This window comes from Oenococcus sp., assembly GCF_047725585.1.
Lineage (GTDB): Bacteria > Bacillota > Bacilli > Lactobacillales > Lactobacillaceae > Oenococcus > Oenococcus kitaharae_A.
The window spans coordinates 55,274-72,438 of the sequence record NZ_JBDNNF010000005.1 but is presented as its reverse complement, the minus strand read 5'-3'; the positions used below and the strand labels follow the sequence as shown (position 1 = coordinate 72,438).

Annotated in this window: 22 protein-coding genes; 1 reads left to right on the top strand and 21 read right to left on the bottom strand. The window is 43.8% G+C overall.

Features of this window, described 5'->3' with window-relative positions; all coding sequences use genetic code 11:
* Nucleotides 1-54: 54 nt before the first annotated feature.
* The 18 genes from rplE to hisS all read right to left on the bottom strand — a co-directional run bounded on the left by rplE (nt 55) and on the right by hisS (nt 12,707).
* Nucleotides 55-597, bottom strand: a complete 543-nt coding sequence (gene rplE, locus ABF487_RS07225; protein WP_263780011.1) for a 50S ribosomal protein L5 — start codon at nt 595-597, stop codon at nt 55-57.
* Nucleotides 598-615: 18 nt separating this feature from the next.
* Nucleotides 616-885, bottom strand: coding sequence for a 50S ribosomal protein L24 (rplX, locus tag ABF487_RS07220; protein ID WP_263780010.1), 270 nt, complete (start codon nt 883-885; stop codon nt 616-618).
* A gap of 11 nt (nt 886-896) precedes the next feature.
* Complete coding sequence (gene rplN / locus ABF487_RS07215) at nt 897-1,265, bottom strand: 50S ribosomal protein L14 (protein ID WP_007745876.1); 369 nt, start codon at nt 1,263-1,265, stop codon at nt 897-899.
* 21 nt (nt 1,266-1,286) lie between these two features.
* Nucleotides 1,287-1,553: a 30S ribosomal protein S17 gene (rpsQ, locus tag ABF487_RS07210; protein ID WP_007745875.1), complete on the bottom strand. Its 267-nt coding sequence runs from the start codon at nt 1,551-1,553 to the stop codon at nt 1,287-1,289.
* Nucleotides 1,554-1,563: 10 nt separating this feature from the next.
* Entirely contained in the window at nt 1,564-1,773 is a 210-nt protein-coding gene (gene rpmC / locus ABF487_RS07205) for a 50S ribosomal protein L29 (RefSeq protein ID WP_263780009.1), read from the bottom strand.
* Entirely contained in the window at nt 1,773-2,204 is a 432-nt protein-coding gene (gene rplP / locus ABF487_RS07200) for a 50S ribosomal protein L16 (protein WP_263780008.1), read from the bottom strand. The genes rpmC and rplP overlap by 1 nt, the downstream gene beginning before the upstream one ends.
* Entirely contained in the window at nt 2,204-3,016 is an 813-nt protein-coding gene (gene rpsC / locus ABF487_RS07195) for a 30S ribosomal protein S3 (RefSeq protein ID WP_263780007.1), read from the bottom strand. Before rpsC ends, rplP begins: the two co-directional genes overlap by 1 nt.
* Before the next feature lie 2 nt (nt 3,017-3,018).
* A complete protein-coding gene (rplV, locus tag ABF487_RS07190; RefSeq protein ID WP_007745867.1) occupies nt 3,019-3,381 on the bottom strand; it encodes a 50S ribosomal protein L22 in 363 nt (120 codons plus the stop codon).
* Nucleotides 3,382-3,391: 10 nt separating this feature from the next.
* On the bottom strand, nt 3,392-3,673 hold the full coding sequence (rpsS, locus tag ABF487_RS07185) for a 30S ribosomal protein S19 (RefSeq protein WP_007745865.1): 282 nt from the start codon (nt 3,671-3,673) through the stop codon (nt 3,392-3,394).
* 12 nt (nt 3,674-3,685) lie between these two features.
* Complete coding sequence (gene rplB, locus ABF487_RS07180) at nt 3,686-4,525, bottom strand: 50S ribosomal protein L2 (protein WP_263780006.1); 840 nt, start codon at nt 4,523-4,525, stop codon at nt 3,686-3,688.
* A 14-nt stretch (nt 4,526-4,539) separates the two neighbouring features.
* Nucleotides 4,540-4,839 (bottom strand): 50S ribosomal protein L23, encoded by a 300-nt coding sequence (rplW, locus tag ABF487_RS07175; RefSeq protein WP_263780005.1) that lies wholly within the window; start codon nt 4,837-4,839, stop codon nt 4,540-4,542.
* Nucleotides 4,839-5,462 carry a 50S ribosomal protein L4 gene (rplD, locus tag ABF487_RS07170; protein ID WP_415634923.1) on the bottom strand — a complete coding sequence of 208 codons (624 nt, stop codon included), beginning with the start codon at nt 5,460-5,462 and terminating at the stop codon, nt 4,839-4,841. The genes rplW and rplD overlap by 1 nt, the downstream gene beginning before the upstream one ends.
* 14 nt (nt 5,463-5,476) lie before the next feature.
* The gene (rplC, locus tag ABF487_RS07165; RefSeq protein WP_263780003.1) at nt 5,477-6,211 is read right to left on the bottom strand and encodes a 50S ribosomal protein L3; all 735 of its coding nucleotides are present in this window, start codon (nt 6,209-6,211) and stop codon (nt 5,477-5,479) included.
* 19 nt (nt 6,212-6,230) lie between these two features.
* Nucleotides 6,231-6,539, bottom strand: a complete 309-nt coding sequence (gene rpsJ / locus ABF487_RS07160; RefSeq protein WP_007745858.1) for a 30S ribosomal protein S10 — start codon at nt 6,537-6,539, stop codon at nt 6,231-6,233.
* 229 nt (nt 6,540-6,768) lie between these two features.
* Nucleotides 6,769-7,542, bottom strand: coding sequence for a hypothetical protein (locus ABF487_RS07155; RefSeq protein ID WP_415634922.1), 774 nt, complete (start codon nt 7,540-7,542; stop codon nt 6,769-6,771).
* A 161-nt stretch (nt 7,543-7,703) separates the two neighbouring features.
* Nucleotides 7,704-9,602: an acyltransferase family protein gene (locus tag ABF487_RS07150; RefSeq protein ID WP_415634921.1), complete on the bottom strand. Its 1,899-nt coding sequence runs from the start codon at nt 9,600-9,602 to the stop codon at nt 7,704-7,706.
* A 64-nt stretch (nt 9,603-9,666) separates the two neighbouring features.
* Nucleotides 9,667-11,442: an aspartate--tRNA ligase gene (aspS, locus tag ABF487_RS07145; protein WP_415634920.1), complete on the bottom strand. Its 1,776-nt coding sequence runs from the start codon at nt 11,440-11,442 to the stop codon at nt 9,667-9,669.
* Nucleotides 11,439-12,707 carry a histidine--tRNA ligase gene (hisS, locus tag ABF487_RS07140; protein ID WP_415624826.1) on the bottom strand — a complete coding sequence of 423 codons (1,269 nt, stop codon included), beginning with the start codon at nt 12,705-12,707 and terminating at the stop codon, nt 11,439-11,441. Before hisS ends, aspS begins: the two co-directional genes overlap by 4 nt.
* A gap of 62 nt (nt 12,708-12,769) precedes the next feature.
* On the opposite strand from hisS, the gene ABF487_RS07135 reads away from it, so the two are divergent.
* Complete coding sequence (locus tag ABF487_RS07135) at nt 12,770-13,702, top strand: N-acetylmuramoyl-L-alanine amidase (protein WP_415634919.1); 933 nt, start codon at nt 12,770-12,772, stop codon at nt 13,700-13,702.
* Between the two features lie 33 nt (nt 13,703-13,735).
* Here ABF487_RS07135 and ABF487_RS07130 read toward each other — a convergent pair whose 3' ends face one another.
* Genes ABF487_RS07130 through ABF487_RS07120 form a run of 3 tightly spaced genes read right to left on the bottom strand, consistent with a single transcriptional unit; the run spans nt 13,736 to nt 17,148 of the window.
* The gene (locus ABF487_RS07130; RefSeq protein ID WP_263780053.1) at nt 13,736-15,982 is read right to left on the bottom strand and encodes a RelA/SpoT family protein; all 2,247 of its coding nucleotides are present in this window, start codon (nt 15,980-15,982) and stop codon (nt 13,736-13,738) included.
* Nucleotides 15,982-16,383, bottom strand: a complete 402-nt coding sequence (locus ABF487_RS07125) for a hypothetical protein (RefSeq protein WP_007745851.1) — start codon at nt 16,381-16,383, stop codon at nt 15,982-15,984. The genes ABF487_RS07130 and ABF487_RS07125 overlap by 1 nt, the downstream gene beginning before the upstream one ends.
* Before the next feature lie 3 nt (nt 16,384-16,386).
* Entirely contained in the window at nt 16,387-17,148 is a 762-nt protein-coding gene (locus ABF487_RS07120; RefSeq protein WP_007745850.1) for an RsmE family RNA methyltransferase, read from the bottom strand.
* Between the last annotated feature and the right edge of the window lie 17 nt (nt 17,149-17,165).

The following is a 17,165-nucleotide window of genomic DNA, read 5'->3' as shown; positions in this document are numbered from 1 at the left end:
CTATCTAAAAAGCACTCTTGCCCAATAGCGGTACTTTGTTTCTGTTCATAATGATTATTTTGCAAACGGCAAACCAAGCTGACTCAGCAAAGCCAAGCCCTCTTCGTCAGTGTTGGCCGTGGTAACAATAACAATATCTAGACCACGCACGCGATTGACATCATCATAGTTAATTTCTGGAAAAATGAGCTGCTCTTTGATACCTAACGTGTAGTTCCCACGACCATCGAAAGACTTCTTTGATGTTCCACGAAAATCACGTACACGAGGCAATGCAACGTTGATCAGTTTATCCAGAAAATCATACATGCGGTCACCACGCAATGTTACTTTGCTTCCAATACTCATACCTTCACGAAGGCGAAAACCAGCAATTGATTTCTTAGCCTTTGTGATAACTGGTTGCTGACCAGCAATTAATCTGAGTTCAGAAACAGCTTCGTCTAAGTTGTTTGAATTAGTAACAGCATCACCAACACCCATATTCAAGACAATTTTCTCGAGTTTTGGTGCTTGCATTGATGATCGATAACTAAACTTAGAAATCAAAGCCGGTTGAACTTCATTAACATATTTTTCTTTTAATGCATTTGCCATGAAAATGATTTCTCCCGATTATTTTTTAACCTCATCGTTTTTGTTAACACGATGATTCTTTTGAGATGAGGCATCTAACAGTTTCACATTAGAAACATGCAAAGCGGCTTCTTTCTCAACAATACCGCCCTTAGGTTCTGCCTGAGTCGGCTTTTGGTGCTTTTTTACCTTGTTCACGCCCTCGACAATAACACGATCAGTTTTCAAAATAACCTTGGTAACCGTGCCTTCTTTGCCTTTGTCCTTGCCAGCGATCACGCGGACTTTATCTCCGGTTTTAATATTCATGTGATCCTCCTTTATAGAACTTCCGGCGCAAGACTAACGATACGCATGTATTCATTATCACGTAGTTCACGAGCTACTGGTCCGAAGATACGTGTGCCAACCGGTGTCTTGTCATCTCTGACAATGACCGCGGCATTTTCGTCAAACTTGATATATGATCCGTCAATACGATGAATGCCACGTACCGTACGAACAATAACAGCTTTAACGACATCGCCTTTCTTGACAGTACCGCCCGGAATAGCTTGCTTAACTGTAGCGACAATCATGTCTCCGATGTTGGCAAATTTCCTACCGGAACCACCAAGAACTTTAATTGTTAAAATTTCACGAGCGCCCGAGTTATCTGCAACTTTTAGGCGACTTTCTTGCTGAATCATAGTTCCGCTCCTTTCAAATTATTATAAGATCACTGCTTCTTCAACTACGCGAACCAAACGAAAACGTTTAGTAGCGGATAGTGGACGGGTCTCCATGATTTCAACAATATCATTCAACTTAGCGGTATTGTTCTCATCATGTGCCTTAAGCTTTTTCGTGTACTTAACTCGCTTGCCGTATACAGGATGATTCTTATAAGTTTCAACTGCGACGGAAATCGTCTTATCCATCTTATCGGAAACGACGCGTCCACGGTAAACTTTACGTGCATTACGTTCTTCACTCATAATAACCTCCTTATGCCTTGGCCTTTTCAGCCGCGATTTCTTGAGCACGAAGCTCTGTCTTGATTCTTGCAATGTCTTTTTTAACTGTTGAAAGACGAGCAGTGTTCTCTAACTGTCCGGCAGCTTGTTGGAAACGCAAATTGAAGAGCTCAGTTTTTGCATCTTTTTCACGCTTCAACAAATCATCGCGAGACAGACCTTTAAGTTCTGAAGCTTTCATTATGCGCTTACCTCCTCTGCTGCTTCAGCTTTGCTAACGATCTTAGCTTTAACTGGCAATTTGTGCATTGCCAAACGCAAAGCTTCCTTAGCAGTGGCTTCGTTCACACCACCAACTTCGAACATAATTGTTCCCCGTTTAGTTGGCGCAACCCAGCCTTCTGGAGCACCTTTTCCGTTACCCATACGAACACCCACACCCTTTGAAGTGTAAGATTTCTGTGGGAAAATCTTGATCCAAACTTTACCGCCACGCTTCATGTAACGAGTCATGGCAACACGGGCAGCTTCAATTTGGCGATTTGTAATCCAATTATTTTCAGTTGCCTGCAAACCATAATCACCGAAAGCAACCGTACGTCCGCCTTTAGCTTCACCCCGCATATGACCACGGTGAACACGACGGTATTTAACACGTTTAGGAACTAACATTAGTTATTACCTCCTTGTGTTCTTGCTTGAGTAGACTGCTCAGAACGAGGACGGCGAGGACGGTTGCCTTGGCGGCCACCTGCATTGCCACGCCCACGAGATCCACTGCGAGAACCACGACTATTGGCCGAAGCTTCTGCATCTTCATCTTTGATAAACTGGCCATGTTCGGCATCACCACGATAAATCCAGGTCTTAATTCCTAAATTACCGTATGAAGTCATAGCCTCATCCCACGAATAATCAATATCTGCACGCAGAGTATGAAGCGGAACAGTACCTTCGGTATATTGCTCCTTACGAGCAATGTCCGCACCATTCAAACGGCCAGAAACCATGGTACGAATACCCTTAGCGCCAGCCCTTTGTGCTCTTTGAATGGCACCGCGCATAGCACGGCGAAAAGCAACTCGGCGCTCCAAATCAGCAGCAATCTGCTGTCCAACAAGATGAGCATTTAAGTCAGGCTTGCGAATCTCAACAATATTAATATTGACACGCTTTGGCTGTCCTTTATAAGGTGTCGTCAACTTTGATAGTTCACTACGCAGACGCTCAACATCTGCACCGCCGCGACCAATAACAATACCAGGTTTTGCAGTATGGATCGTTAAGTTGATGCGAGTCGGCTCAGTACGTTCGATCATCACACGATCAACAGCAGCATCTTTTAAATTCTTTTCAAGATACTTGCGAATACGCAGATCTTCTTGCAAAGTTGGAACATATTCTTTTCTATCGGCATACCATTTGGCATCCCAATCACGAATGATTCCAACACGGAATCCAATAGGATTAATCTTTTGGCCCATCCTTAAGCTCCTTTCTTATCGTTCTCAGCAACGATGATTGTAATATGACTTGTGCGTTTATTGATTTTGGAAGCAACACCCTTAGCGCGAGGACGAAAACGCTTCAAAGTTGGTCCTTCGTTAGCATAAGCTTCTTTCACAATAAGGTCTGCCCGGTCAAGGGCAAAGTTATTCTCAGCATTAGCAACCGCTGAATTGAGCACCTTATAGACTGGCTCAGTTCCTGTATTTGGCAGGAATTTCAGGATCGCATAAGCTTCGTTGACACTCTTTCCACGAACTGTATCGAGAACCAATCGCGCTTTGCGAGCTGCGATTCGAACCTGATAAGCGGTGGCTTTTGCAGATGTAACATTATCAGCCATTACTTACTCCTTACTTTCCTGTCTTCTTATCATCACTACCGGCATGACCGCGGAAGGTACGTGTTGGGACAAACTCACCAAGCTTGTGGCCAACCATATCGTCTTGGATATAAACCGGAACGTGCTTACGCCCGTCATAAACAGCAATTGTAAATCCAATAAAGCTTGGAAAAATCGTTGAACGACGTGACCAAGTACGGATGACTGGTTTTTTATTTTGGCCTGAAAACTGATCAATCTTTTTTAATAATGACGGATCAGCAAAAGGTCCTTTTTTCAAACTACGACTCATCTAAACCTCCGATTACTTACCCTTCCGTCCACGAACAATGAACTTAGTAGATGGCTTCTTCTTATCACGCGTCTTATTTCCATAAGACTTTTTGCCCCACGGGCTCATAGGACTTGGATGACCAACAGGAGCTTTACCTTCACCACCACCATGTGGATGGTCATTCGGGTTCATAACCGAACCACGAACATGCGGTGTCTTGCCACGCCAACGCGAACGACCTGCTTTTCCCCAACTAATCAATGAATGTTCGGCATTACCAACTTCACCAATAGTAGCTCGTGCAGTAGCTAAGATCATACGTACTTCGCCGGAAGACAAACGGACAATCACATACTTACCGGCATCATCTTTACCAAGGATTTGTGCAGAAGTACCAGCAGAACGAGCTAACTGGCCTCCTTTTCCAGGCTTTAATTCAATATTGTGAATCAAAGTTCCTTCGGGAATGTTGCTCAACGGCAACGCATTACCGACCTTAATGTCGGCATCGGGACCAGATTGGATTTTAGTGCCAACTTCTAGACCCTTAGGCGCCAAGATGTAACTCTTCACACCGTCTTCATAAACAAGCAAAGCAATATTAGAGGTACGATTTGGATCATATTCAATCGCTTTAACTAAGGCAGTCGAATTGTCTTTGGTCCGTTTAAAATCAATAACTCTGTATTGCTGCTTATGCCCGCCGCCATGATGGCGAACGGTCATTCGACCTTCAGCATTTCTCGCTCCGGTCTTTGATTTCTTTGCCAACAAACTTTTTTCCGGAGTCTTCTTTGTAATAACGGAAAAATCAAATCCGCTCATATTACGACGACCGTTGGTTGTTGGTTTATAAGTCTTGATAGCCATGCGTTACTCCTTTCTTATTTTTTTTCTTCTTTATTTTGAAATACTTCGATAGCTTGTGAATCTGCTGTTAAACTAACGGTAGCTTTTTTGCGGTTACGAGTCAGTCCTTCATATCGTCCCATGCGCTTGTTTTTTCCACGAACGTTGGCAATATTAACTTTTTTCACTGTGACATTGAAGATTTCAGCAATAGCAGCTTTAACATCTGTCTTAGTTGCTTTGCGGTTTACTTCGAAAACATAAACCTTTTTATCAGCACCGCTCATAGAAGCTTCAGTGATAATTGGCCGTAAAATAACATCGCGTGCTTGCATTAACTCAATCCCTCCTCAACCTGCTTTGCGGCTGATTCTGCGATAACCACTTTTTGTGCGCGGACCAAGTCATAAACGTTAACGCCTTGGGCAGTCACAACCTGCACGTTTGGCAGATTTCTCGCTGACAATTTGACATTCTCATCTGCTGGATCAATGACTAGCAAAGTCTTTTTTGTCGAATTCAATTTAGACAAATTCTCTGCGAAAAGTTTCGTAGACGGCTCGTCGAAATCGAATTTATCAACAACGATAAAATTCTGTTGTGCGACCTTATCAGACAAGGCACTTTTAAGTGCGAGGCGATAAGCTTTGCGATTGATCTTATAAGAATAAGAACGAGGCGTAGGGCCCATCGAAATACCACCGCCACGCCACTGAGGAGCACGGATAGATCCCTGACGGGCATTACCGGTCCCCTTCTGACGCCATGGCTTTCTTCCACCACCAGAAACAGCAGAACGATTTTTGACTGAGTGAGTACCTTGACGCATTGAAGCACGCTGCATCAAAACGGCATCTGTCACAACAGCTTCATTAGGCTCGATCGCAAAAACAGCATCGTTTAATTCGACTTCGCCAGCTTTAGCACCATCTTGTTTAAATAAAGCAACTTTAGTCATTTGGTTCTCCTTTCTCATTTCGCGGAAGCAGCGCCATTATTAGCATCTGCTTGAGTATTTTGTGTATCAGCCTCTTTGGCTTTGATCTCTTGGCCAACAGTACCAGCCAATTTAATATCGCTTGCTTTGTAGGCTTTGACTGTGGACTTAATTGTGACAAAGCTCTTGTTAGCACCAGGAACATTGCCCTTGATCAAAATTAAGTTACTGCTTTTATCAATAGCAACAACTAATAGTTTCTGAGCGGTACGAATGTCGCCACCCATCTGTCCAGGAAGCAGCTTGCCCTTGAAAACTTTGTTAATAATCGCACCCATAGAGCCAGGACGACGGTGATAACGAGAGCCGTGAGCCATAGGTCCACGGGACTGTCCTAAACGCTTAATAGACCCTTGGAAACCATGTCCTTTTGTAATTCCTTGGACATCAACATATTCACCAGCATCAAAAATGCTGACTTCAACTTGATCTCCCTGTTTGTAATCGCCTTCCGCGTCACGAATTTCGCGAATGTAGCGCTTAGGGGTCGCGTTAGCTTTTTTTGCGTGACCTTGTTCAGGTTTGTTTGCAGCAATCTTGCGCTTGTCGAAAACACCGAGTTGAATAGCTGAATAGCCATCCGTCTCTGGAGTCTTGACTTGAAGAACTGTGTTAGGCAGGACTTCAATGACAGTTACAGGAACTAATTCACCTTTGCTGGTGAAAACCTGAGTCATACCGATTTTTCGGCCTAAGATACCTTTTGTCATGACTTTCTCCTTTTATAAATTACAATTTGATTTCGATTGCGACACCAGCTGGAAGATCAAGTTTTCTCAAAGAGTCAACTGTCTTATCAGTAGGGTTAACAACATCAATCAAACGCTTATGTGTACGCATTTCGAATTGTTCACGCGAATCCTTATGCTTATGCGGCGAACGCAGAATCGTGTAGAGTGTGCGTTCTGTTGGCAAAGGAATTGGTCCAACAACTTGTGCGCCAGTGCGCTTTGCTGTCTCGACAATCTTGGCTGCTGAGACATCGATTGTACGATGCTCGTAAGCCTTTAACCGGATTCGAATTTTTCTTTCTGCCATAATTTATCCTTTCGTTGATTTTCAAAATCAGCTCGCTCCATTCAAAAACCGACATCTTGACGCCATGGCAACGGTGCCGAGCGTGTCGCAACCTTGAATATCATCACTAAACCTTGATATACCGGCGTTTTTGGCCGTATTAAACCTTAAAACGTAAAAGGCATACCTGTATATAGTACAGTAAAAGCCCCTGCAGGGCAAGGACTTTCATGACTTTTTTGATATGTAATTAATACCAGCCATTCTGCTGCCAAAAAACAATGGCCTGTGCTACAGAACCATAACGGTCCTGAATGTAAGCCTGCATTGCCTGCAGCTGCAAGTCATAGTTACCCTTGACTTGTGCCCAGGTCCGATTTAAATACTTCTGATAAGCTGCTTCCGATAACTGACCAATACCTTTATAGTTACCATTTTCAGCATCAGGATTCCCAGAAGATTCTTTCTGAATCAGCCAATTAATATCAGTTATAGCAGAAACGGCAGATGTACTTCTTTGACTCGCAGCTGATGATTGTATTGATCCAGACGGTTTTACCGGCACCGAAACTTTAGCTGGTACGGACGCCCTAGCAGGTGCAGGCGTCTGAATTTTTGAAATCTGAGATTGGGAACTCGATACAAGGGCTGAAGAACTAACAGAAGTAGTATTAATTGGTGCGCTGGCAGATACAGCCGAACTAACGCTGGCCGAGCTAGCAGGCACCGTTGAAGAACTGTTGACGGGTACAGAGGAGCTGAGGGCAGTTTTGGTAAAGTCCTGATCAAGTAATATTTTTTTATCTTTAACTGGCTGGATCGGTTCCGCAGCGAAAGTAGTGGATGTTTGTTCAATAGATCGAGCCAACCCTCTGGCAGCTGAAAGCGCCGCCGCTGGCGACCTTTTTTCTGCGGATCCCACCGTAGATGGTGAAAAGAAGGTAATCAAACCAAAAAAAGCTAGAACACAAAGTGCTTTAATGCACCTTTGCCTTTTTCTCTTTAACCGCCGAGCTTCCCTCATATAAACCAAATTGTGGCTTTTAATCTTTGCTTAATTATTTCAAAAAAAATCTATTCTGATTTCAATGCAATAATTTTGTAAAATTGCAGAATACAAAAAGGAAATCAAAAGAATTAATTAACAAGGCTCAGCAGTCTTTTTTGTGATAAAAATGTAAACATTTATTTAACACCGGATGCAATTGAATTAATAATCATGGTGGTCATCGCTCGATTTCCCGCTCGCTGGGGGTGCACCCCATCGGGTTCAAACCACTCTGGGTGCGCATGTGCGCCGCTATACCAATCAATCACATGCAGGTTCGAATCCTGTTTGTCGAAACTGCTTAAGAGATTATTATTCGGTCCTTCCCAAGGCTTCCCACCAGAAAAAGAATTAACCCAGAAAACTTGGCGGTTTCCAGCGATGCGCCGTACCTGCTGGATATTATCAGCGGAAATCTCGCCGTTAGTGCCAATGACCATCAAAATAATCGGATCTAACTTCTTCTCATCTTTCAAAGCCTGCAAAGAGTCGATAGCCTCTTGCGTATGCCGGCCAATTCTAGCATTAACAATTGCTTTTGGCATCGCCATCTGTAGATCTGGGCCCACATCCAATAAAACAGAATCGCCTATTGCTGTAACACTAAGCTGACGCACTTTGGCAATATTCTCAGGACTCGTCTGGAAAATGCCTGCCAACTGCTGATTGGCACCTGAAGCCGCACTAGATTGCGAGGATTTAGCAGATTGGCTGGATACCGCGCTTTGGCGAGCTGATACGGCCTGGCTGTTTTGCCGCGAAATTTTTTGAGATTCACTTTGCAAATGCCGACGCAGCTGGTCAGCCGATTTTGAACGTGTGGCATCTTTAGAAATAAAGCCGAGAAAGGTACCTGTTAAGGTCAATACGATTAAAAGCGAAGTAAGCACAGTCTTCACACTCATAAACGACTGCCGCGTCATATGAATCATGCCGTGACGAAATGGCATCTCAACCCAACGATAAGACAAATCGGCTAAAAGCATAATCAGTAATATGCTGAAGAGCGAGACCCAAAAATGAACCAAAGGCGAAAAATTACGAAAGATTTCTTCTAAGATGACAAATACCGGCAATTGATAGAGATAAATCGAGTACGAACGAGATCCGATATATCTAAAGAAATGGTTTCCCATAATGAGATTAAAATGGTTTTCCGGTACCATCACAAAATAGTAAATTAATAAAGCCGTAAAAATACTCAGCAAGAGCATACCGAAATCATAGACCCACGCCTGCACGCCATTTGCAATCACGAACAATATTAATGCACCGCTAAAACTTGCTGATATAATCCACACCGAGTACTCAGCAAGCAACTGCTGAAAACGTCTCAGAATTTTAGGGCAGGCTTGAGAACGAAGCAATGTGATTAAAATCGCCACCATACCGCCTATGATGAACGAAAAAACACGTGAATCCGTTCCATAGTAAGCACGATTAGTTGAAACCGGAGAATACAGCACGGCCAAGAGAAATGATGAGATTAACGCCAAAATCGCTGGTATCAACAAAGAGAGCTGCCATTTTTTATCAGCAAGATAGAGAATCGCCGTCACCAACAGAGGCCAAATCACATAAAACTGAGCTTCAACAGACAGAGACCACAAATGAGTGAAAACAGACCAGTGAGCACCGGCAGCGAAGTATGAGACTTGATGAAGAATTTGATACCAATTATTCACATAAAATAAATTACTAATCAGTGTTCCGCGAATACCGAATAATCCTGCCGGAAAAAAGAAAAATAAAAGCGCCGTTGTCAAGAAAATCATCACAATAAAAGCCGGATATAAACGCCAAAAACGGCGTAAATAAAAGCGTTTCAAACGCAAATGCCCAAATGCTGCAAGATCTTTTAAGACAATGCTGGTCATCAAAAAACCAGAGACCACAAAAAAGACCGTTACACCTGAAAAACCGCCAGCAAAAATTTTCGGCCATAAATGAAAAAGAATTACCCCAAGAACAGAAAGTGTCCGAAGACCCTCAATTCCAGGAATAAAACTTGTCTTGTTTGTTTCTCTGCTCACCATTCTAATATTACATTAATTTTACAAAACAGTATCAATTATTAACCAAATGTGACATACATAACAATTAATCCGGAACACGCAGGCCTAATTCTTGAAGCTGTTTCTCAGAAACGCGAGACGGTGCTTTTGTCATAGGCTCAGTCGCATTCGAATTCTTCGGAAAAGCGATGACTTCACGAATATTATCTTTTTTCGCCAGCAGCATACTCAAACGATCCAAACCTAACGCAATGCCCCCCATCGGTGGAAAGCCGTACTCCATAGCTTCAAGCAGAAAACCAAATGCCTGTTCGGCTTTTTCAGGCGTGAAGCCTAATGCTTTTAACATCTTTTCTTGTATATCCATTGTATGAATACGAATGGATCCCGACCCTAACTCGTAGCCGTTTAGCACCAAATCATAAGACTGGGCATGAGCTTTATGTGGATCTTCACCATCGTCCAAATAGTGAAGGTCTTCCTCATTAGGCATTGTGAAAGGATGATGTGCAGCAATCCAACGGCCAAAATCTTCTGAATATTCAAATAGCGGCCAATCGACAATCCAAGCAAAATCCCATTTATTTTCATCGATTAAATGCAGCTCTTCAGCCACATACTTACGTAAATAACCCAAAGTATCAGAAACAACGGAACAAGTACCGGCAGCAAAGAAAACCATATCACCGTCTTTCAGAGACAATGCAGCCACCAACTGATCTTTGACGGCTGTAAGGAATTTAGCAATCGGTCCAGTCAGTTCACCATTATTATATTTGACCCAAGCCAAACCCTTGGCTTTAAATCGTTTGATGTAATCCGTCTGCGCGTCGATCATTTTCCGCGTAAAATGCTGGGAACCATTTGGTGCCACAATTGCTTTAACAAAACCATCTTGTTCGATGGCAGAAGTAAAGACAGAGAAATCAGTCTGCTTCATAATGCCGGAAAGATCGTGCAATTCAATGCCAAAACGCAGATCAGGCTTGTCAGACCCAAAACGGTCCATTGCTTCCTGCCAATGAAGGATTGGGAACTGAGTTGGATCAACTTTGGCGCCAATCACATCTGACATGACCTGTGCGACCCAACGATTGACCAAATCCCTGATCTCACTTTGGTTCATGAAAGAGGTTTCCATGTCCAGCTGTGTAAACTCTGGCTGACGATCACCACGCAGATCCTCATCACGAAAACAGCGTGCAATTTGGAAGTAACGATCAAAACCAGCACCCATCAAAAGCTGCTTAAACAATTGTGGAGATTGCGGAAGCGCATAAAAGCTGCCCGGATACACACGAGATGGCACCAGGTAGTCTCTGGCACCTTCGGGCGTACTTTTAGCCAAATAGGGCGTCTCGATGTTCAAAAAACCATTTGTTTCCATAAAACGCATCGTCGACAGCATGATCTTCGAACGAAGTACGAGCCCTTTTTGCATCTCAGGACGGCGCAAATCCAAATAACGATATTTCAATTTCAATTCTTCATTCACATCGACGCCATCTTCAATATCGAAAGGTGGTGTTTTCGACTCGGCCAGAATTGTTGCCTCGTGAACCAGAACCTCAATCTTGCCAGTCTTCATCTTAGGATTAATAGCCGAATCAGCTCTCAATGAAACTGTACCAGTGACAGCGATCACAAATTCGCTGCGGATTTTCTCAGCTGTTTGCCGAGCTTGAGCCGAAAATTCATCAGAAAAAGTAAGTTGAACAATCCCTTCACGATCGCGCAAATCGACGAAAATTAAACCACCTAGATCACGGCGCTTTTGTACCCATCCCTTTAATGTGACCTGCTGGCCAGCAAGCGTCTCGTCCACCAGCCCGGCATAAATTGTTCTTTGTTTTGTCGTCATGAAAAATCCTCAATTCTTAAATTATCCAATAATACTTTTCTCTGACTGCCATCAGTCATCTTTTTCAATGTCAATTCTTTGCTTTTCACTTCTTGATCGCCAATCACAATCGAATAACGCGCTTGCGTCCGATCGGCAGACCGGAATTGCGATTTCATCGAGCGATTCGTATAATCCAGCAAAACAGAAAAATGGAAAACCTCACGCAAATGTTTTGCCAATAAATTAGCAAAAGCACTCACAGAGGAATCTGTCTGTACGATATAAACATCCACCTGATCTCGCTCTTTGACTTCACCAATTAAAGTAATCAAACGTTCCAGACCAATGCCAAAGCCAATTGCCGGTGTATCCGGTCCGCCAAATTCTTCAACCATCCCTGAATAACGGCCACCGCCGCAAATCGTAGCTGCTGACTTAAGTTTTGGATCCTGCGTTTCGATCTCAAAAATCGTGTTGTTGTAATAATCCAGACCGCGAACCAGCTTCTCGTCAATTTCATAATTAGCGCCAAAGGCATCCAGCGCATCCGTGACTTGTTTGAAACGGTTTTTAGAATCCTGATCCAGATAGTCCAAGATCTTTGGCGCGCCAACGAGCAGCTTTTGATCATTAGCATCCTTTGAGTCCAAAATCCTCAGCGGATTGGTCTTCAAACGAATTTTTGAATCCCGGCTCAGCTGTTCCTCGTATTGACTTAAATAATCAACTAATGCTTGGCGAAAAGCTGCACGTGAGGCATCGTTCCCCAGCGAATTAATCTTCACGAGCAAATTATTCAGCTTAAAAGCCTTGAAGAAATCAATCGCCATTTGAATCACTTGTGCATCCAAAAAAGGTGAATCCGATCCAAAACTTTCTGCTCCGAGTTGATGAAATTCCCGCATTCTCCCAGCTTGCGGCCGTTCATAACGAAACATCGATTCCAGATAATATAGATTGACCGGTTTCTCATATTCAGGCCCGTACAATTTATTTTCGACGTAAGCACGGACAACACCGGCCGTCCCTTCCGGGCGCAAAGCCATGTGCCGTTTGCCCTTATCGTAAAAATCATACATTTCCTTACTGACAACATCAGATGAATCACCAGAAGTTCGCGCAAAAATATCGTAATTCTCAAATAAAGGCGTATCAATACGGCCGAAATTATATCGGTGTTCGAAAATTTCTTGTGCAACAGCTGTAATTTTTTGCCAAACTGGCTGGATAGACGGAAGCAGGTCCGCCGTCCCTTTAGGTTTTTGAAAAAGTTTCTCAGACATACATATTGAATTTTAACACTGCGATAATATTTGCCAAAGGTGGCTTGAGATATAATTTGCATGTGCTGAAACAAATTTTAAAAAAACCAGTGCCATTATTCATCTCTGCCGGCTTCGTTTTTGCTTGTGCACTGCTAATCATGTCATTGTATGCGACTGATTCGCCAGCCCTTAAAATTTTTTCTAGTGCCAACACAATCCGTTTGCGAGCCACCCGTACTATCTTAAGAAGCGGCCCTGGACCCATGTACGATCAGCTGGCCGTTCTGCCTCGTAATCAGCGGCTGACGGTCCTCCAACGGGCACACGGCTGGCTGCAGGTTCGAATTGGCGCCCGAGGTGACAAAGGTTGGATCGCTGGCTGGCACCTAAATAATGAGAACACCAGTGGCACACCTGATCGAATGGCAGAGGCGACCATTGTACTAGATGCCGGGCATGGCGGATCCGATCCAGGATCTTTGGCTGTCGACGGCACAACAGATCCCAGATATTTTGAGAAAACATATACTTTAAAAACCGTCCGTCAAATTAGAGATGCCCTAGCATCCACAGGTGCTCGTGTTATTTTGACACGCGACAGTGACCGTTTGCTCTGGCCTTTATCCAAAATCACAGATATCTCTAAAAGATATCACGCTGACGCTTTTATCAGTATCCATTATGATAACTTTGAAGTGGCAAATGCGGCATCAGGTGTTACAGAATATTACTATCATCGGGATACAAGTAATTCCTATGAATTAGCCAACACCATTAAAAACCATTTGACCAATTTGCCAATTGCTAATCGCGGTGCACAATTTGGCGATTTCTATGTGATTCGAGAAAGTTATCTGCCTTCAGTCTTATTGGAAATGGGTTACTTAAATAATACTAGCGATTTCCAGTACATCCAGTCCGACAGCTACCGGCAAACAGTGGCTAATGATCTGAGAGCTGCCTTAGAAGATTGGTTCAATAATGTTCAGCCAAAATTGAAGAAAACCGAGTAAAAAAAGCGACTTCCCCTAAGAGAAATCGCTTTTTTAATGAAATGCGCGAGCTGCTTCGTAAACATCGTGGACACCAACAATGGCATCGATAATATGCTGCAGCTGATCAACATTCTTCACGCCGACAGTCAGGCTGATAATCACAGCGCCATCTTTTTCATTGCGAGCCGAAACAGCATTTAAATAATGAGTATTGGCGTTGACCGAACGAATCACGTCATTGAGAATACCCGGCCTGTCTGAACCGGTCACAATCAAATCAGCATCATAATTTGGCCGATTACCATCAGGATTATTCCAATCGATGGCAATAATACGATCATTCTGTTCCAGAGTCTTTTTGATATTTGGACAGTTTGCGCGATGCACTGTCACGCCTCGGCCACGCGTAATATAACCCGTAATCTCATCCCCTGGAATCGGTGTACAGCATTTAGACAGATGGATCAGCAAAGAATCAATTCCGGCAATCGTAATATCTTCTTCGGGCCGGTTCTTTTTAGCGGGTGCACTGCCCTTGCGGATCAGGCCTTTAGCAGCATCTTCTTTGCCGGCCAGCAACGCCTCTTGAACTTCTTCGGCTTTCTTCTCAGCTATTTTCTTACGAATATCTTCTGTCAGCCGATTGCCAGCTTGCTGCAGAGAAACTTCGCCATAGCCGATCATAGCCAATAGATCCTCGCCGGAAAAAAGATGCATTTTTGATGCAGCTAAGGTCAAGTTTTCATCGGTCATAGCTTCTTCAACAGGCAATTGCTTGTCCTGAAGATATTTCTCCAGCATCTGCCGGCCGCCCTCGATATTGCTAGCACGATCCTGCTGTCTGAAGTAGGCACGAATCTTGTTGCGGGCACGACGGCTGGCAACCAAGCTCAGCCAGTCACGTGAGACTTTCGGTGTCTGCGCTGTAATGATTTCAACAATATCGCCTGTATTGATTTCATAATCCAGAGGAACTATTTTGCCATTCACTTTAGCGCCGACCGTATGCAGGCCAACATCAGAGTGAATCGCAAAGGCCATATCAATCGGTTTGGACCCGACCGGCAGCTCAAAAACATCCCCTTTAGGCGTAAAAGCGTAGACACGATCAGAGAATAAATCGCCCTTGACCGAATCAACAAATTGCTCAGCGTTCGTGGTGCCTTCCTGTAATTCCAAAATACCCTGGATAGCGTTTAAATGCTGCTGATCGGAATCAGCAACCTTGGCACGTTTGTCGGAACCTTTATTCTCTTTATAGGCCCAGTGCGCGGCAACTCCGAATTCGGCAACGCGGTGCATCTCAAAGGTTCTGATCTGAACCTCCAAGGGGTGGCCGTTTGGCCCAATAATCGTCGTATGCAGAGATTGATAGCCGTTAGGCTTGGGCAGCGCAATATAGTCTTTGAAACGTCCCGGAAGCGGCTTCCACTTGGCATGAATAGCGCCTAAAGCAGCATAACAATCAGCGACCGTACTGACCAGCACGCGGATAGCCAGTAGATCATAGATTTCTGAAAACTGTTTGTGCTTATCGGTCATCTTACGATAAATCGAATAGATGTGTTTAGGACGACCGGTCACTTCGTATGAACCGATTTTTAAGTCTGCAATCGCTTTATCAATTTGTTTGGTTGCAGCAGCGACATCAGCATCCCTTTCCTCACGGCGAGAATGCATCATTTTGGCAATCCGGTGATACTCGTCTGGGTCCAAGTATCGCAGGCTGAGATCCTCCAGCTCCCATTTGATATTAGCAAGGCCCAAACGATGAGCCAAGGGCGCATAAATATCCAATGTCTCACTGGCGATCCGGTGCTGTTTTTCCAAACGATGAACCTGCAGGGTCCGCATATTATGCAAACGGTCAGCTAGTTTCACAATGATGACACGAACATCTTTGGCCATCGCTAACAACAGTTTGCGGTGGTTTTCAGCCATATTTTCTTCGGTGGATTCATAGTGAATACGGCCTAATTTTGTCACGCCATCCACGATTTGAGCGACATCATCGCCAAAAGCTGCTTGAATTTCTTCATTTGTTTCCGGCGTATCTTCAACGACATCATGCAAAAAGCCAGCAATAATTGTATCTGGATCCATTTTCAAATCAGCTAGGATACCAGCAACCTGAATCGGGTGATAGATATAGTCTTCACCAGTCTTGCGTTTCTGGCCGGCATGCATCTTCTTGGCTAATTCATATGCTGCGTCAATCCGTTTGACCTGATCCGCCGGCAAGTAGCTTTTATACACATCATGAACTTCTTGAAAAGAACGATTCTCAACTTGTGCCATCATTTCACCTCCTTAAATCCGCCATCAACCGGCATATCATTGTGGCTATCACTATCATCTGCATCACTGACAAAAGTAAATAAACTCAGTACCAGGTAAAATGCGGCAAAAAAATAGGCATAATTACGCGAAACCAGCGATCCGCCAAACAAGACGCGCCAAAGCAGATTAATTGTACTGAAAGTGAGTGGGAAAATAAAAATTCCCCAAAATTTTAAACCATAACGACGGAAATAAAAGCCCGAATAAAGAGAAAAGCCGCCGAAAATCAACCCCAACAAAATAACAATCCGTCTAAAACCGTCTAAAAAATTCAACCTAAAAAACAAGGGCCCAAAAATACTGAGAAGAACAGAAAGGATAAACCAGAATAAATACCGTTTTTTAATCAATTTCGCCATAAGTTAGCTCAATTCTATCAAAAGACTGGCTGCAGAGAGCAAATAAAGTGGCGCGGTTTCCGCCCGCAGAATTCTGGGACCAAGACCAACACAAATAAAACCGGCATTTTGAAGAAGCGCGATTTCGTTTCGGCTAATGCCTCCCTCTGGCCCCAATACCGCCACAAGCTCTGAAATAGCGGGATTTTGGGCGGCTTTTTGCAAGGAGGCGTGCAAGTTACTGGTTTCACCGGATTTAGCGCTTTCTTCCCAGGCAACAAGGCCAATCTGGCTGGCCGAAAGCCGAACTGTCTGAAGATAATCTTTTTGAAAAGAGAGATCCGGTAGCACTAAGCGATGCGACTGTTCGGCAGCATTCTTAATAATTTTTTTCCAGCGAGGCAGCTTGCGATCAATTTTAGAAGCCTGAGCCACACTATAAACAAAGTTCGTCAAGATAATTTGTCCGCATCCAAGTTCAGTCGCTTTTTGTATCAACCAGTCGAGATGATCAGATTTAAGCAGCGGCAGCACTAAAGTTATCTTCTTGGGCATTTCCGGATTCTTAGCAATGGCAGTAATGCTTTGGAATTTTATTCGATCAACCGTTAGATCACTGACCGATGCCAAATAAGCGGCCCCTTGCGCTACTAATTCGACTTGGTCGCCAGCACGAGCACGCAAAACATCCTTAAGATGATGAAAAACATCCGGATTATGTGTTTGTGTAATTGAAGCTTCCCTACTAAACTCGGCGGGATCTTCAAGAAAAAAACGTGCTGTCATGCTTGCTCACTTTCAAA

Excerpts from the sequence above, each read along its gene's own strand:
- rplE (WP_263780011.1), bottom strand. The coding sequence starts at position 597 with ATGGCAAATGCATTAAAAGAAAAATATGTTAATGAAGTTCAACCGGCT.
- rplX (WP_263780010.1), bottom strand. The coding sequence starts at position 885 with ATGAATATTAAAACCGGAGATAAAGTCCGCGTGATCGCTGGCAAGGAC.
- rplN (WP_007745876.1), bottom strand. The coding sequence starts at position 1,265 with ATGATTCAGCAAGAAAGTCGCCTAAAAGTTGCAGATAACTCGGGCGCT.
- rpsQ (WP_007745875.1), bottom strand. The coding sequence starts at position 1,553 with ATGAGTGAAGAACGTAATGCACGTAAAGTTTACCGTGGACGCGTCGTT.
- rpmC (WP_263780009.1), bottom strand. The coding sequence starts at position 1,773 with ATGAAAGCTTCAGAACTTAAAGGTCTGTCTCGCGATGATTTGTTGAAG.
- rplP (WP_263780008.1), bottom strand. The coding sequence starts at position 2,204 with ATGTTAGTTCCTAAACGTGTTAAATACCGTCGTGTTCACCGTGGTCAT.
- rpsC (WP_263780007.1), bottom strand. The coding sequence starts at position 3,016 with ATGGGCCAAAAGATTAATCCTATTGGATTCCGTGTTGGAATCATTCGT.
- rplV (WP_007745867.1), bottom strand. The coding sequence starts at position 3,381 with ATGGCTGATAATGTTACATCTGCAAAAGCCACCGCTTATCAGGTTCGA.
- rpsS (WP_007745865.1), bottom strand. The coding sequence starts at position 3,673 with ATGAGTCGTAGTTTGAAAAAAGGACCTTTTGCTGATCCGTCATTATTA.
- rplB (WP_263780006.1), bottom strand. The coding sequence starts at position 4,525 with ATGGCTATCAAGACTTATAAACCAACAACCAACGGTCGTCGTAATATG.
- rplW (WP_263780005.1), bottom strand. The coding sequence starts at position 4,839 with ATGCAAGCACGCGATGTTATTTTACGGCCAATTATCACTGAAGCTTCT.
- rplD (WP_415634923.1), bottom strand. The coding sequence starts at position 5,462 with ATGACTAAAGTTGCTTTATTTAAACAAGATGGTGCTAAAGCTGGCGAA.
- rplC (WP_263780003.1), bottom strand. The coding sequence starts at position 6,211 with ATGACAAAAGGTATCTTAGGCCGAAAAATCGGTATGACTCAGGTTTTC.
- rpsJ (WP_007745858.1), bottom strand. The coding sequence starts at position 6,539 with ATGGCAGAAAGAAAAATTCGAATCCGGTTAAAGGCTTACGAGCATCGT.
- ABF487_RS07155 (WP_415634922.1), bottom strand. The coding sequence starts at position 7,542 with ATGAGGGAAGCTCGGCGGTTAAAGAGAAAAAGGCAAAGGTGCATTAAA.
- ABF487_RS07150 (WP_415634921.1), bottom strand. The coding sequence starts at position 9,602 with ATGGTGAGCAGAGAAACAAACAAGACAAGTTTTATTCCTGGAATTGAG.
- aspS (WP_415634920.1), bottom strand. The coding sequence starts at position 11,442 with ATGACGACAAAACAAAGAACAATTTATGCCGGGCTGGTGGACGAGACG.
- hisS (WP_415624826.1), bottom strand. The coding sequence starts at position 12,707 with ATGTCTGAGAAACTTTTTCAAAAACCTAAAGGGACGGCGGACCTGCTT.
- ABF487_RS07130 (WP_263780053.1), bottom strand. The coding sequence starts at position 15,982 with ATGGCACAAGTTGAGAATCGTTCTTTTCAAGAAGTTCATGATGTGTAT.
- ABF487_RS07125 (WP_007745851.1), bottom strand. The coding sequence starts at position 16,383 with ATGGCGAAATTGATTAAAAAACGGTATTTATTCTGGTTTATCCTTTCT.
- ABF487_RS07120 (WP_007745850.1), bottom strand. The coding sequence starts at position 17,148 with ATGACAGCACGTTTTTTTCTTGAAGATCCCGCCGAGTTTAGTAGGGAA.